The sequence below is a fragment of the Bordetella genomosp. 11 genome, from assembly GCF_002261215.1.
Classification (GTDB): Bacteria; Pseudomonadota; Gammaproteobacteria; order Burkholderiales; family Burkholderiaceae_B; genus Bordetella_C.
The window spans coordinates 1,175,099-1,189,979 of the sequence record NZ_NEVS01000004.1; the positions used below are offsets into that span (position 1 = coordinate 1,175,099).

Here is a 14,881-nt window from a genome sequence, read left to right on the forward strand (position 1 = left end):
TTTTATTACAGGCCGGCGACTGACCGGCCTGTTTCTTGTCTTACACTTCCGTCGGGTCGTTTCCAGGGATATCGCTCATGGCCAGCAGATCGTATAAGCGGGTTCTTCTAAAACTGTCCGGCGAAGCGCTGATGGGCGATGACGCGTTCGGCATCAACCGAGCCACCATTGCCCGGATGACCGAGGAAATCGCGGAAATCGTCAACCTGGGCGTGGAGTTGGCCATCGTCATCGGCGGCGGCAATATTTTCCGCGGCGTGGCGCCGGGTGCCCAGGGCATGGACCGGGCCACCGCCGATTACATGGGTATGATGGCCACCATCATGAACGCCCTGGCGCTGCAGGATGCGCTGAAGCACCGCAGCGTCGATACGCGGGTGCAATCGGCCCTGAATATCGAGCAGGTCGTCGAGCCCTATATCCGCCCCAAGGCCTTGCGGTACCTGGAAGAGGGCAAGGTGGTGATCTTCGCCGCCGGTACCGGCAATCCGTTTTTCACCACCGACACCGCGGCCGCGCTGCGCGGCGCCGAAATCGGGGCGGAAATCGTCCTGAAGGCGACCAAGGTGGATGGCATCTACAGCGCGGATCCCAACAAGGATCCCACCGCCACGCGGTATTCCCGCATCAGCTTCGACGAAGCCATCGTGCGACGTCTCGAAGTCATGGACGCGACTGCGTTCGCGCTGTGCCGCGACCAGAAGCTGCCCATCAAGGTGTTTTCCATCAACAAGTCAGGCGCGCTGAAGCGCGCGGTGACCGGTGAAGATGAAGGTACCCTGGTACACGTTTGAATTGAAGGAGTCGCAATGAGCGTCGCAGACATTAAAAAATCGGCCGAGTCCCGGATGGCCAAGTCCATCGAAACGCTCAAGGTCAATCTGTCGAAGATTCGTACCGGCCGTGCGCATACCGGTATCCTGGATCACGTGCAAGTCGAATACTACGGCTCTCCCGTGCCGATCAGCCAGGTGGCCAACGTCAACCTGGTGGACGCGCGCACGATCAGCGTGCAGCCCTACGAGAAGAACATGGCCGGCCCGATCGAGAAGGCCATCCGCGAATCCGACCTCGGTCTGAACCCCGTATCGATGGGTGAAACCATCCGCGTGCCCATGCCCGCGCTGACCGAGGAACGCCGCCGCGACCTGACCAAGGTCGTCAAGAACGAAGGCGAGGACGCCAAGATCGCCGTCCGCAACCTGCGCCGGGAAGGCAACGAGGCCCTGAAGAAGCTGGTCAAGGACAAATCCATTTCCGAGGACGAGGAACGCCGCGCGCAGGACGAAATCCAAAAACTGACCGATCGCTGCGTTGCGGAAATCGACAAGCTGATCACCACGAAAGAAGCGGAGATCATGACCGTTTGACGCGAAACCCGCGCACGATCTTTTCATCCTCATGACTATCAGTTCCACCCAGGCGGTGCCACAGACCTCTGCCATCCCGCAGCATGTCGCCATCATCATGGACGGCAACGGCCGCTGGGCGACGCGCAGGCACCTGCCGCGCACCGCCGGGCACGCCAAAGGCGTGCAGGCCGTGCGGCGCGTCGTGGAAGCTTGCGGGCGCCGCGGCGTCCGCTACCTGACCCTGTTCGCCTTCAGTTCCGAGAACTGGCGCCGCCCGGCCGAAGAAGTCTCGCTGCTGATGCGGCTTTTCGTGCAGGCGCTGGAACGGGAAGTCGGCAAGCTGGATGCGCAGGGTGTTCGGCTGCATGTGGTGGGCGACCTGACTCCCTTCGAGCCGCGCCTGCGGGACCTGATCGAACAGGCCCAGGCCCGCACGGCGCACAACGACCAGCTGCATCTATCGGTCTGCGCCAACTATGGCGGACGGTGGGACATCCTGCAGGCCATGCGCCGCATGGTCTCGGAAAACCCCGCCCTGGCGCAGGCGCCGGAGCAGATCGACGAAGCCACGCTCAGCCGCTACCTTTCCATGGCCTGGGCGCCCGAACCGGACCTGTTCATCCGCACCGGCGGCGAGCAGCGCATCTCGAACTACCTCATCTGGCAGCTCGCATATACCGAGCTCTACTTCACCGATCTCTACTGGCCGGATTTCGGCGCCGCCGAATTGGAAGAAGCCTTCGAGTGGTACCGGACCCGGGAAAGGCGCTTCGGACGTACCAGCGCCCAGGTCAATGCAACCACGAACCGCTGATCGGGTACCGTTCCAATAAAAAGGCGGCAGAATACGCCATACCCGCCATCGCGGCGGGCTGCCCCAGACCAGGAGACTCCATGCTGCGCCAGCGTATCGTCACAGCCGTCATCCTTCTTGCCGTCCTGGCCGCTACCATGGCGGCTCCCACGCCCTGGCCCTTCATGGCCCTGCTTGCGCTGGCGACGGCCTGTGCCGGCTGGGAATGGGCCCGCCTGACATTGCCCGCGCAAGGCGGGCCCGGTGCCGTGGCCGTGGGTGCCGTGCTGGGTATCGCGGCCTTGTGCGTGACGTTCTGGTGGACAGGCGGCAGCCGCCACGAATTCGCCGACGAGGCGTCGCGCGCCTTGCTGTTCAATTGGTTCGTCCCCTTGTCGGCGCTGTTGTGGATCTTCGGCGGGACGACCGCGGTGGTACGCGGGCGCAGCGATGCACCGCCGGCCAGTATGGCCCTGACGCTGTTCGCCATCCTGGCGCTGATGGCGGCATGGGCGGTGCTGGCCCTGCTTTTCATGACGCGTGGGCCCGTGTTCCTGCTGACCTTGCTGGCCCTGGTATGGGCGGCCGATATCGCCGCCTACTTCGGCGGGCGCGCGCTGGGGCGGCACAAGCTGGCCCCGCGCGTCAGTCCGGGAAAAACCATCGAGGGGGCCATCTGCGGCATCCTCGCAGCCGTCGCGTGGATCGGTATCAGCAGCCATTGGGACGGCACTTTCGGCCATGCCCTGGTCGAACGCTGGACGCTGTGGGGCGCGCTGCCGATCGCGGCGCTGCTGGGTGCGGTCTCCATCGTCGGCGACCTGTTCGAATCCTTGCTCAAGCGGCGGGCCGGCCGCAAGGACTCCAGTAGCCTGTTGCCTGGCCACGGCGGGGTCTATGATCGCATCGACGCCATCCTGCCGGTGGCGCCGATAGCCTTGCTTCTCAGTGGAGTATTGTTTTGACTGCGTTTCAGCGTATCGCCGTGCTGGGTTCCACGGGATCGATCGGCGAAAGCACCCTGGACGTGATTGCCCGGCATCCGGACCGCCTCGCGGTGCATGCGCTGTCCGCCCATAGCCGCATGGAGAAGCTGGCGGAGCAGGCACGGGCCAGCGGCGCGCGAGTCGTGGTCGTGCCCGATGCGGCGGCCAGGGAGCGGTTTCTCCAGGCCTGGGGCTCGGATGCGCCGTTGCCGCAGGTCCGGGTGGGCGCCCAGGCCCTGGCCGATACCGCCGCCGATCCCGCTTGCGATACGGTCATGGCCGCCATCGTGGGCGCGGCAGGCCTGCCTTCGGCGCTGGCGGCGGCTCGCGCCGGCAAACGCGTACTGCTGGCCAACAAGGAAGCGCTGGTCGCCGCGGGCTCGTTGTTCATGGGCGCGGTCCGCGACCACGGGGCCGAACTGCTGCCCATAGACAGCGAACACAACGCGATTTTCCAATGCCTGCCCCATGGCGAGCGCGCCTCGGCCCCCACGCGGCCCGCCGCGGGTGTGCGCCGGTTGATCTTGACCGCGTCGGGCGGGCCATTCCGCCAGCACGATCCCGAACTGCTGCACGGCATCACCCCGGCACAGGCCTGCAAGCATCCGAACTGGAGCATGGGACGCAAGATCTCGGTCGATTCCGCCACCATGTTGAACAAGGGCCTGGAAGTCATCGAGGCCCATTGGCTGTTCGCCATGCCGCAGGATCGCATCGAGGTCCTGGTCCATCCCCAGAGCGTCGTGCATTCCATGGTGGAGTACGAGGACGGCTCCGTCATCGCGCAATTGGGCCAGCCGGACATGCGTACCCCGATTGCCTACGCGCTGGGCTTTCCCGACAGGCTGGCCAGCGGGGTGGGCTTGCTCGATCTGGCGCGCCTGGGACGCCTGGATTTCGAAGCGCCCGACCTGCGGCGCTTTCCCTGTCTGCAATTGGCGTTCGACGCTCTGGCGGCGGGGCAGGGCGCCTGCATCGCGCTGAATGCCGCCAACGAGATCGCCGTGGACGCCTTCCTGCGCGAACGCCTGCCCTATACCCGTATTTCCGCTGTCATCGCCGAGACCCTGGAGTGGCATGCCGGTCGGCCATCTGTTACCCTGAACCACCTCGACGACGTCCTCGCGGAAGATGCCGCGGCCCGTGCGCAGGCTGAACAAATCCAGGCGCGTTCCGTCCCCGCCGGCCGCTGATTCGCCGCGTCGCCGGGCCGCTCCGCCCCGGCGCCCGCGCGGGTGGCCGGGTGGCCTCACCAATTCGGTACTCGCTACATGCTTTTCACCTTGCTCGCCTTTGCCGTCGCGCTGGGCATCCTGATTACTTTCCACGAGCTCGGCCACTATTGGGCGGCCCGGCTGTGCGGCGTACGGGTGCTGCGATTCTCCATCGGCTTCGGCCGCGTGCTCCTGCGCCGGGTCGACCGCCATGGAACGGAATGGGCCGTATCGGCAATTCCGCTGGGCGGCTACGTCAAAATGCAGGACGACCCGCCGCCGGGCGCGACAGCAGCCGAGGCCGGGCAGGCCTTCAATCCCCAGCCTGTGGGCAAGCGCATCCTGATCGTCGCCGCCGGGCCGGTCTTCAACCTGATCCTGGCCGTATTCCTGTACGCCGGGCTGAATTTCGCCGGCGTACAGGAGCCGGTCGCCCTGGTCGCCCAGCCCGCGGCCGGCACGGCGGCCGCTCGCGCCGGTTTCCAGGCGGGCGACCAGATCGTTTCTATCGACGGGCAGGCGATAAATTCGTGGAACGACGCGCGCTGGCAGTTGATGGACCATGTTTCCACCGGCGGCCGCATCCAGATCGGCGTGAAAACCGCGCATGGCGTGGCCCAGGAGCGCGATCTCACTCTGGGTGAAAGCTCCCTGGACCCGGCGCAGGGCGATCCCCTGGCGCTGGCGGGCCTGCGCTTGCGCGAACCGCAGCCCGTGGTGCGCGGTGTGATCGCCGGCAGCGCGGGGGAACAGGCCGGCCTGCGTGCCGGCGATGTCATCCTGGATGTCGACGGCAAACCGGTACAGGATGTCAGCGCGGTGGTGGGCAGCGTGCAGCAGCGAGCCGGCCAGCCGGTGCCGCTGCGTGTTCGGCGAGATGGCGCGGACGTCACCCTGACCGTGACGCCGCGGGCCGAACGCATCGAAAACGGCGAAACGGTGGGGCGCATCGGCGTCCAGCTGGGCGGCGACGTCCCCATGGTGACCGTGCGCTACGGCCCGGTGGACAGCCTCTGGCAGGGCGCCACCCGCACGGCGGATACGGCGTGGTTCTCGCTACGCATGATGGGGCGCATGGTCACGGGCGCCGTCTCGTGGCGCAATATCAGCGGGCCGGTCACCATCGCGGACTACGCGGGGCAGACGGCGCGCGTCGGCCTGGCAGCCTACATCGCTTACCTCGCCTTGATCAGTATCAGCCTGGGCGTACTGAACCTGTTGCCCATTCCCATGCTGGATGGGGGGCATCTGCTGTATTACCTGATCGAAATCGTGCGCGGCAGCCCGCCGCCTTCACGTTGGCTGGACATCGGCCAGCGTGCCGGGCTGGGCCTCCTTGCGGGGCTGATGGGCCTGGCGCTATTCAATGATTTCGCGCGGCTTTTCACCTAGGTGGTCATCGACGGACGCCCGCGGGACGGCCTGCGCCTTTCGCTTGGGCGTGTTCTGCCTTAAAATCCCCCGCCATTTGCACCAATAACTCCGCCGTTTGGACCACCAAGGATCGCCCAGGATGTTTTTCCGCTGGATGTTTAAGCCCAACAAGGGTGTTTGGGCGGGCCTCATCGCCATGTTGCTGCTGTTGCCGGCAATGGCGCAGGCCTTCGAACCCTTTGTCGTCAAGGACATCCGGGTGGAGGGCATACAGCGTATCGACGCCGGCACGGTCTTCGGCTACCTGCCGTTCAAGGTGGGCGACACGTTCACGGAAGACACCGCCACCGAATCGGTGCGCCGCCTGTACGGCAGCGGCTTCTTCAGCGACGTGCGCATCGATACCAACAACAATGTCGTCGTGGTAGTGGTGCAGGAGCGCGCGACCATCGCGTCGATCACCTTCAACGGCATGCGGGAATTCGACAGCAAGGCGATTCTCGAATCGTTGCGCAACGTCGGCTTCGCCGAGGGGCGCATCTTCGACCGGTCCATGCTGGAACGCGCCGAACTCGAACTCAAGCAGCAGTACATGTCCAAGGGCAAGTACGGCGTGGAGGTCACGTCCACGGTGACACCGCTACCCCGTAATCGCGTGGGTATCAGCTTCGATATTTTCGAAGGCGATGTGGCCCGTATCCGCGAAATCCATTTCGTCGGCAACAAGGCCTTCTCGCAGAGCGAATTGCTGGACCAGATCCAGATGACCACGCCGGGATGGCTGACCTGGTACACCGACACCGACAAGTATTCGCGCGAAAAGCTGGAAGGCGACGTCGAGCGCATCCGCTCGTTCTATCTGGATCGCGGCTACCTGGAAGTGGCGGTCGAGCCGCCGCAGGTCACGATCTCGCCGGACCGCAAGGACATCTTCATCACCTATACGCTGCACGAAGGCGAGCCCTACAAGGTTCGCAGCGTCAAGCTGGCGGGCAACCTGCTGGGGCTGGACAAGCAGATCGAGGCCTTGCTGCAGGTCAAGCCGGGCGAAACTTTCTCCGCCGCCAAGACGAACGATAGCGCCAAGGCCATTACGGATTACCTGGGCCAGCTCGGCTACGCGTTCGCCAACGTCAATCCGAACCCGCAGCTGGATCGCGCCAAGCACGAGGCCGATCTGACGTTCTACGTTGATCCCAGCCGCCGCGTCTACGTGCGCCGTATCCAGATCGGCGGCAATACGCGCACCCGCGACGAAGTCGTCCGCCGCGAAATGCGCCAGGAAGAAGCCGCGTGGTACGACGCCGGCGAGATCAAGACCTCGCGCGACCGTATCGACCGCCTGGGCTATTTCAACGACGTCAACGTCAAGACCGAGCCGGTCCCGGGGTCGCCCGACCAGGTGGACGTCAACGTGGACGTCAAGGAAAAACCCACCGGCATGGTCAACCTGGGTGTGGGCTATGGCTCCACCGACCGCGCCATCCTTAGCGCCGGTATCAGCGAAGACAACGTTTTCGGCAGCGGTACCAACCTGACGCTGCAGTTCAACACCAGCAAGACCAACCGCGCCGCGGTGCTTTCCCATACCGACCCGTACTGGACGAAGGACGGCATCAGCCGGACCACCTCCCTGTACTACCGCCAGACCCGTCCGTTCATCGATAACGATGGCGAGTACCGGGTGGATACCATGGGCCTGGGGATGAACTTCGGCGTGCCCATTTCGGAGTACGACCGTATCATCCTGGGCGCGTCCTTCGAGCGGAACAGGGTTCACCTGAACAGCGACTCGCCGCTGGCCTACCAGGAATATGTCGACCAGTACGGCGAATCGACCAATGCCGTGCTGCTGACCACCGGCTGGAACAAGGACACCCGCGACAGCGCGCTGGCGCCGACCCGGGGATACTTCACCAAGCTGCAGGCCAACGTGTCGACGATGGACCTGAAGTACACCATGCTGTCCGCGCAGCAGCAGTACTACCTGCCGCTGGGCCGCAGCTATACGCTCGCGCTCAATGGCATGGTGGACTGGGGCACCGCCTATGGCGGCAAGGACTTCCCGGTCATCAAGGACGTGTACGCGGGCGGCATCGGTTCCGTGCGCGGATACGAGGGCGCGTCCCTGGGCCCGCGCGACTCGCTGACCGGCGATTACCTCGGCGGCGCGCGGCGCATGGTGGCCAACGCGCAGCTGTACCTGCCTTTCCCCGGCGCCACCAAGGACAAAACCTTGCGCTGGTTCCTCTTCACGGACGCGGGGCGCGTGCAGCCGGGTACCGGCATGACCTGCACGGGCGGCAAGAACAACGAGGTAGAGGATCCCTGCGGATGGCGCTATTCGGCGGGTGTCGGCCTGTCATGGCAGTCGCCGCTGGGACCGCTGCAATTGTCCTACGGCCATCCGCTCAACGCGAAGCCGGGTGACGACACCCAGACCTTCCAGTTCCAGATTGGTACTGGTTTCTAAACGCTAATCAAAGGTGGCCGGATGTTTCCGGCCGCCCATAACCGCGCAAGTTTAGTGGCACAATAGCGGTTTGCTTGACCTTATCGGAAGGTGAAATTTTCATGATGTCTATTTTCGTACGCAAATTGTCCCGTTCATCGCGCAAAAGCTCCGCCTCTCTGACGGCTGTGCTGGCGCTGGCGGGCGCGCTGCTGCTGGGCGCGTCGTACGCGGCGCCCGCAGCTGCGCAAGGGACGAAAATCGGCTTCGTCAATACCGAACGTATCTTGCGTGAATCGGGCCCGGCCCGTGCCGCCCAGGCGAAGATCGAGTCGGAATTCAAATCGCGCGACGCCGATTTGCAGCGCATGGCGACCAATCTGCGCACCCAGGCTGAAAAGTTCGACAAGGACGCGCCTGTGCTGTCCGAGTCCGACCGCGCGAAGCGCCAGCGCGATCTCAGCAACATGGATGCGGACCTGCAACGTCGCCGCCGCGAGTTCCAGGAAGACTTCAACCGCCGCCGTAACGAAGAGTTCTCGGCTATCGTCCAGAAGGCCAATGCGGCCATCAAGAACATCGCCGAAAAAGAAAACTACGATCTGATCGTGCAGGACGCGGTAACGGTCAGCCCGCGCGTGGACATCACGGATAAAGTGATCCAGGCCCTTGGGAAGTAAGCGCCGCCTATGCCGGTTCTGCTAGATCCCGTTCGCGCGCCGTTACTCGACGAGCTATTGGCGGATACCGACACCCAAGGCCTGACATGGCAGCTCAGCGCCCCGCCCGGCGGGGTGCTTCCCAGGATCCAAGGACTGGGAACGCTGGCCTCTTCCGGGCCGGGCGAAATCAGTTTTCTCTCCAATCCCCGCTACCAGAGCCAGCTACCCGCGACGCGGGCTGGCGCCGTGATCGTCACGCCGGATGTGGAGCAGGCCTTGTCGGCCCAATCCCCTCCGCCTGGCTTTGCCCGGGTGGTAACCGCCAATCCTTACCTGCTGTATGCCCGTATCGCCCAGTGGTTCGACCGGGCGCGGCAGCCGTCGCTGCCGGCCGGTGTACACCCGTCGGCCGTCGTCGCTGACGATGCGGTGATCGAGGCTGGTGTGCGCATCGGCCCGCATTGCGTGGTCGAAGCCGGCGCGCGCGTGGGACGGGATAGCGTGCTGGGCCCCGGTTGCGTCATCGGTGCGGGGTCGTCCATCGGCGCCGGGGCGCTCTTGCACGCCAGGGTGACGTTGTATGCAGGCGTAACCGTTGGGGCACGCGCGATCATCCATTCCGGAGCGGTACTCGGGGCGGATGGCTTCGGTTTCGCGCCGGATCCGGTGCGGGGCAAGGGTGCCTGGGGTAAGATCCCGCAGTTTGGCGGGGTGAATGTCGGCGACGACGTGGAGATCGGGGCCAACACGACCATCGACCGCGGCGCGCTGGAAGACACCGTCATCGGCGACGGTGTCAAGCTGGACAACCAGATCATGGTGGCGCACAACGTGCGGATCGGTGCCCATACGGCGGTTGCCGCCTGCGTCGGGATTGCCGGATCCACCACGATAGGCGAACGTTGCACCATAGGCGGGGCTTCGATGCTGTCGGGCCATCTGACGCTGGCGGACGACGTTCACATTTCCGGCGGTACCGCCATTACGTCGAATATTTCCAAGCCTGGGCGTTACACAGGGGTGTATCCGTATGCGGAGCACGGCGACTGGCAGCGCAACGCCGCCGTCATTCAGCAACTGGGTCAGTTGCGACGCCGTGTGCGGACACTCGAACAGGGATAACATCGCGTGCACGGCTGGCAGGCCGCGCCGTAAAAGAATTGCAATGCAGGAACATACTCATGGAACTCGACATTAAGGGGATCCTGGATCGCTTGCCGCATCGATATCCGATGCTGTTGATCGACCGCGTGATCGACATCCAGCCCGGCAAATCCATCGTCGCCCTGAAGAACGTCTCGATCAACGAACCGTTCTTCACCGGACATTTTCCGCATCACCCCGTGATGCCGGGTGTACTGATCCTCGAAGCCATGGCCCAGGCGGCCGCGTTGTTCTCGTTCTCGGACGCGTCCGCGCTCAAGAGCGACGAGGCGTCAGGTTCATCCACGGTGTATTACTTCGTCGGTATCGATGGGGCACGCTTCCGGCGGCCCGTTGTGCCCGGCGACCAGTTGCGCATCGAGGTCGACGCCGAGCGCCTGAGCCGCAGTATCTGCAAATATGCGGGACGCGCGCTCGTGGACGGGCAGTTGGTCGCCGAAGCCAAACTCATGTGTGCCATCCGCAGCCTGGAAGCATAAATGACCGGTCACATTCATCCCACCGCCGTGGTCGACCCGGCCGCGGAAATCGACAGCTCCGTGGTTATCGGTCCGTACAGCGTTGTCGGGCCGCAGGTGCGCATCGGCGCGGGGACTGAGATCGGAGCCCATTGCGTGATCGACGGTGTCACCACCATTGGACGCGACAACCGGTTCTACCGGTTCTGCTCCATAGGTGGCATGCCGCAGGACAAGAAGTACCACGGAGAACCGACCCGTCTGGAGATCGGCGATCGCAACACCGTCCGCGAATTCACGACCTTCAATACCGGTACCGTGCAGGACGGCGGGGTGACCACCCTGGGCGATGACAACTGGATCATGGCGTATGTGCATATCGCGCATGACTGCCATATCGGCAACAACACCATCCTCGCGAATGCCGTGCAACTGGGCGGGCATGTGCGGGTCGGCGACTGGGCGATCCTGGGCGGACTGACGGGCGTGCACCAGTTCAGCACGGTCGGCGCGCACAGCATGACCGGTGGAAACAGTTCGCTGATGCAGGATACGCCGCCCTATGTGCTGGCGGCCGGCAATCCCTGCCGCCCGGTCGGCATCAATATCGAAGGGCTGAAGCGCCGCGGGTTTTCGCCGGCCGTCATATCGGCGCTGCGCGATTCCTACAAAGCCATCTACCGTCGCGGCCTGTCGCTGGACGAGGCGCGCGCCGAACTGCGCGAGCGTCAGCAAACGGAGCCCGAAACGCGCGAAGTCCTGCAGGTCATGCTGGACTTCCTGGATCAATCGCGCCGCGGCATCATCCGGCCGTGAACATGCGTATCGGCATGGTGGCCGGCGAGCCCTCCGGGGATTTGCTTGCCGGCCGCATCATCGAAGGCCTGCGCGCGCGCGATGCGTCGGTCTCGTGCGCCGGCATAGGCGGCCCGCGCATGCAGGCGCAGGGTTTCGAAAGCTGGCATCCCATGCATGCGCTGACGGTCTTCGGCTACGTCGACGCGCTCAAGCGCATTCCCAGCCTGCTGTCCATCTACGCCGACGTCAAACGCCGCATGCTGGCCGAACGGCCGTCGGTTTTCGTGGGCATCGATGCGCCGGACTTCAATCTGAAACTGGAACTGCAACTGCGGCAGGCGGGCGTCCCCACCGTGCATTTCGTGGGGCCGTCCATCTGGGCCTGGCGCTACGACCGCATTCACAAGATCCGGCAGGCCGTTTCCCACATGCTGGTGCTGTTTCCCTTCGAAGTCGATATCTATCGCAAAGAGGGCATCCCGGTCACCTATGTGGGTCATCCGCTGGCCGGCACCATTCCCATGACGCCGGACAGGGATGCCGCGCGAGCGCGGCTGGGCATCGACCGTGGCGCGCGGGTACTGGCCGTGCTGCCAGGCAGCCGGTCATCCGAAATACGCGTGCTGGCGCCCCGTTTCCTGCAGGCAGTGCAACAGTTGCAGGCGCGCGACCCCGCGCTGCAATGCATCGTCCCCATGGTCAACGCCGTGCGCCGCGCGGAGTTCGAAGATTTCCTGCGTCAGTATCCGGTAAAGAATCTGCGCATCGTGACGACGCAGGATGTGGCGGCCGGTGACGGCGGCGACATTGCCGCCGCGACGGGTGGCCAGGCCGGTGCCACGGCGGCGGGCTCCCCAGCCCATGCCGCGCCGTCGGGATCTCCCGTCGCCTGGGCCGTCATGGAGGCCGCGGACGCGGTGCTGGTGGCCAGCGGTACGGCCACGCTCGAAGCGGCTTTGTACAAGCGGCCCATGGTTATCTCCTATGTGCTGTCGCCGTGGATGCGCCGTATCATGGCTTGGAAATCCGGGCAGCAGCGTCCCTATTTGCCCTGGGTAGGCTTGCCGAACGTATTGCTGCGCGACTTCGTCGTCCCGGAGCTTCTGCAGGACGATGCCACCCCGGACAAACTGGCGGCCGCGACCTGGCGCGCGCTTACCGACGAGGCTGGCGCGGCGCGTATCCAGGCGCGCTTTACGGCCTTGCACGCGGACCTGCTGCGCGATACGCCCGCGCTGGCCGCGCAGGCCATAATCGAGGTGGCGCATGGCGCAAAGTGACATGTTCGGCGACGAAGGCCTGCGAGAGGTCATTATCACGGGCGTCGACGAAGCCGGCCGCGGGCCGCTTGCCGGCGCCGTCTATGCCGCTGCCGTCATTCTGAACCCGGCACGTCCGATCGACGGGCTGGCCGATTCCAAAGTGCTGTCGGCGCCGCGCCGCGAAGAACTCGCCCTCGAAATCAAGGAATACGCGCTGGCCTATTGCGTGGCCAGCGCCAGTGTCAAGGAAATCGACTCGCTGAATATCCTGCGCGCCTCGCTGCTGGCGATGCGCCGCGCGGTGCTGGGGCTGGGCATCAAGCCGGGCTTGGCCCTGGTCGATGGCAATCAATCGCCGCGCCTGCCCTGCGGCGTCAAGACGGTAGTGCAGGGCGATGCCCTGGTGCCGGCGATATCGGCGGCCTCCATCCTGGCGAAGACGGCGCGCGACGCCGACCTGGTGCGCCTGCATGGCGTCTATCCTGATTATGGTTTCGACCAGCACAAAGGGTACGGCACCGCGATGCACCTGGAACGCTTGCGCGCGCACGGCCCTTGTCCGGAACACCGTCGCAGCTTTTCGCCGGTCAGGGATCTTCTGATCGCGCCATGAAACACATCGCCTCGCGCGAGAATCCGCTGGTCAAGTCCTTGCATCGCATCGCGGGGTCGGGCGGGCGGCGCGATTCGCAGGTCTTGCTGGACGGCGTGCATCTGTGCCAGGCCTGGCTACGGCACCATGGCAAGCCGCTGCGCGCGGTCTTCGATGCAGCCCGCCTGGACCAGCCGGAGCTCGCGGACCTTGCCCAGGCCCTGCCTGACGAGATCTGTGTCAGCCTGGAAGGCCGGCTGCTCCATGCTCTGGCCAGTGTGGAAAGCGACCAGGGGGTCGCCTTCCTCGTCCAGCCGCCGCAGCCCGAGTTGCCGTCCCGGATCGAGGATTCCTGCGTGCTGCTGGACCGTGTGCAGGATCCCGGCAACGTCGGCACGTTGATACGCACCTGCGCGGCCGCCGGCATCCGGCGCATCCTGCTGTCCGAAGGCTGTGCGGCGGCCTGGTCGCCCAAGGTGCTGCGCAGCGCGCAGGGCGCGCATTTCGCCGTCGCCCTGCACGAACGGGTCGCCCTGGACGAGGTCTTGCCGCGTTTGGGCGTGCCGCTAGTCGCCACCGCCTTGCAGGAATCGATCTCCCTCTACGACGCCAACCTGCCGCCGTGCTGTGCCTGGATCTTCGGGCACGAGGGGCAGGGCATCGACCCCGCGCTGCTGCAGGCGGCCGACCTGCGGGTCCGCATCCCCCACGACGTGCAGGCGGTCGAATCGCTGAACGTCGCCGTGGCGGCCGCCATCTGCCTGTTCGAGCAGCGGCGCCGCTTCCCCGGTGGACCGGCGGGAGAATAATCCCCCGGTTTTGCAGCGCCTGGCGCTATCCCGCGCGATGCGTGACAGCGCCAGGACGCCGGCCGCGCCGGCGCGTCCTCAGTAGGCGCCACGCTCCAGGCCGACTTCCTGCAGGACGGTCGTCGAGATCTCCTCGATGGACTTGGTCGTCGTGGACAGCCATTCGATGCCTTCGCGGCGCATCAGGCGTTCGGCCTCCGCCACCTCGTAGCGGCATTGCTCGATCGAGGCATAGGGGCTGTTCGGGCGGCGTTCGTGGCGCACCTCCGCCAGGCGCTCCGGCTGGATCGACAGGCCGAAGAGCTTTGCCCGGTGGGGGGCCAGCGTCGCGGGCAGGACGCCGCGCTCGAAATCGTCCGGAACCAGCGGGAAGTTGGCGGCCTTGATGGCGTACTGCATGGCCAGGTACAGGCTGGTCGGCGTCTTGCCGCAGCGCGAGACGCCGACCAGGATGACATCCGCCTGCCCGAGGTTTGTAACGAACTGCCCGTCGTCGTGGGACAGGCTGAAATTGATGGCGTCGATGCGGTTGCGGTATTTTTCGCTATTGGCGGCCATGTGCGAGCGGCCGATGGAATGGCTGGATTTCAGGCCCAATTCCTGCTCGATATGGCTTACAAACGTTCCAAACAGATCCAGGAAGATACCGTTGGCCTGGCGCACCCGCGCCATGATTTCGGGATGGACCAGCGTGCTGAACACGATGGGCTGCATGCCCGTTTCCGCGGCGTTGCGGTCGATGCGCAGGGCCGCTTCCTCGGCCTTTTGCAGGGTGTCCACGAAGGGGAGGCGGATCTGCCGGAAGTTCACGTTCTCGAACTGCGCCAATACCGAATGGCTGAAGGTCTCGGCCGTGATACCGGTGCTGTCCGAGACGATGTAGACGGTCCGTTCGAGCGGTGTGGTGGTCATATGTAAAAAATTCCAACGAGGCTGGAGGTAAGGCAGATCCCAACGGGTACAAT

Annotated in this window: 15 protein-coding genes; 14 read left to right on the forward strand and 1 reads right to left on the reverse strand. The window is 64.9% G+C overall.

The features are described from left to right. Positions 1 to 77 precede the first annotated feature (77 nt). The 14 genes from pyrH to CAL28_RS12965 all read left to right on the forward strand — a co-directional run bounded on the left by pyrH (position 78) and on the right by CAL28_RS12965 (position 13,916). Positions 78 to 794 carry a UMP kinase gene (pyrH, locus tag CAL28_RS12900; protein WP_066349092.1) on the forward strand — a complete coding sequence of 239 codons (717 nt, stop codon included), beginning with the start codon at positions 78 to 80 and terminating at the stop codon, positions 792 to 794. 15 nt (positions 795 to 809) lie between these two features. After that, entirely contained in the window at positions 810 to 1,370 is a 561-nt protein-coding gene (gene frr / locus CAL28_RS12905; RefSeq protein ID WP_094841759.1) for a ribosome recycling factor, read from the forward strand. A 31-nt stretch (positions 1,371 to 1,401) separates the two neighbouring features. After that, positions 1,402 to 2,166, forward strand: coding sequence for a polyprenyl diphosphate synthase (gene uppS, locus CAL28_RS12910; RefSeq protein ID WP_094841760.1), 765 nt, complete (start codon positions 1,402 to 1,404; stop codon positions 2,164 to 2,166). 80 nt (positions 2,167 to 2,246) lie between these two features. Further along, positions 2,247 to 3,110, forward strand: a complete 864-nt coding sequence (locus CAL28_RS12915; protein WP_094841761.1) for a phosphatidate cytidylyltransferase — start codon at positions 2,247 to 2,249, stop codon at positions 3,108 to 3,110. After that, complete coding sequence (locus CAL28_RS12920; protein WP_094841762.1) at positions 3,107 to 4,324, forward strand: 1-deoxy-D-xylulose-5-phosphate reductoisomerase; 1,218 nt, start codon at positions 3,107 to 3,109, stop codon at positions 4,322 to 4,324. The genes CAL28_RS12915 and CAL28_RS12920 overlap by 4 nt, the downstream gene beginning before the upstream one ends. 78 nt (positions 4,325 to 4,402) lie before the next feature. After that, positions 4,403 to 5,737, forward strand: coding sequence for an RIP metalloprotease RseP (gene rseP, locus CAL28_RS12925; protein WP_094841763.1), 1,335 nt, complete (start codon positions 4,403 to 4,405; stop codon positions 5,735 to 5,737). Between the two features lie 121 nt (positions 5,738 to 5,858). Beyond that, complete coding sequence (gene bamA, locus CAL28_RS12930) at positions 5,859 to 8,192, forward strand: outer membrane protein assembly factor BamA (protein WP_094841764.1); 2,334 nt, start codon at positions 5,859 to 5,861, stop codon at positions 8,190 to 8,192. 101 nt (positions 8,193 to 8,293) lie between these two features. After that, positions 8,294 to 8,851, forward strand: coding sequence for an OmpH family outer membrane protein (locus CAL28_RS12935; protein WP_094841765.1), 558 nt, complete (start codon positions 8,294 to 8,296; stop codon positions 8,849 to 8,851). A gap of 9 nt (positions 8,852 to 8,860) precedes the next feature. After that, positions 8,861 to 9,955 carry a UDP-3-O-(3-hydroxymyristoyl)glucosamine N-acyltransferase gene (gene lpxD / locus CAL28_RS12940; RefSeq protein WP_094841766.1) on the forward strand — a complete coding sequence of 365 codons (1,095 nt, stop codon included), beginning with the start codon at positions 8,861 to 8,863 and terminating at the stop codon, positions 9,953 to 9,955. A gap of 59 nt (positions 9,956 to 10,014) precedes the next feature. Then, a complete protein-coding gene (fabZ, locus tag CAL28_RS12945) occupies positions 10,015 to 10,476 on the forward strand; it encodes a 3-hydroxyacyl-ACP dehydratase FabZ (protein ID WP_094841767.1) in 462 nt (153 codons plus the stop codon). After that, positions 10,477 to 11,271, forward strand: coding sequence for an acyl-ACP--UDP-N-acetylglucosamine O-acyltransferase (gene lpxA, locus CAL28_RS12950; protein ID WP_094841768.1), 795 nt, complete (start codon positions 10,477 to 10,479; stop codon positions 11,269 to 11,271). Continuing rightward, entirely contained in the window at positions 11,268 to 12,533 is a 1,266-nt protein-coding gene (gene lpxB, locus CAL28_RS12955; RefSeq protein ID WP_094841769.1) for a lipid-A-disaccharide synthase, read from the forward strand. The genes lpxA and lpxB overlap by 4 nt, the downstream gene beginning before the upstream one ends. Beyond that, positions 12,520 to 13,128: a ribonuclease HII gene (rnhB, locus tag CAL28_RS12960; RefSeq protein WP_094841770.1), complete on the forward strand. Its 609-nt coding sequence runs from the start codon at positions 12,520 to 12,522 to the stop codon at positions 13,126 to 13,128. The genes lpxB and rnhB overlap by 14 nt, the downstream gene beginning before the upstream one ends. After that, complete coding sequence (locus CAL28_RS12965) at positions 13,125 to 13,916, forward strand: TrmH family RNA methyltransferase (RefSeq protein ID WP_094841771.1); 792 nt, start codon at positions 13,125 to 13,127, stop codon at positions 13,914 to 13,916. The genes rnhB and CAL28_RS12965 overlap by 4 nt, the downstream gene beginning before the upstream one ends. Before the next feature lie 78 nt (positions 13,917 to 13,994). Here the strand turns inward: CAL28_RS12965 and ppsR are convergent, their stop codons facing one another. Next, entirely contained in the window at positions 13,995 to 14,828 is an 834-nt protein-coding gene (gene ppsR / locus CAL28_RS12970) for a posphoenolpyruvate synthetase regulatory kinase/phosphorylase PpsR (protein WP_094841772.1), read from the reverse strand. Positions 14,829 to 14,881 lie beyond the last annotated feature (53 nt).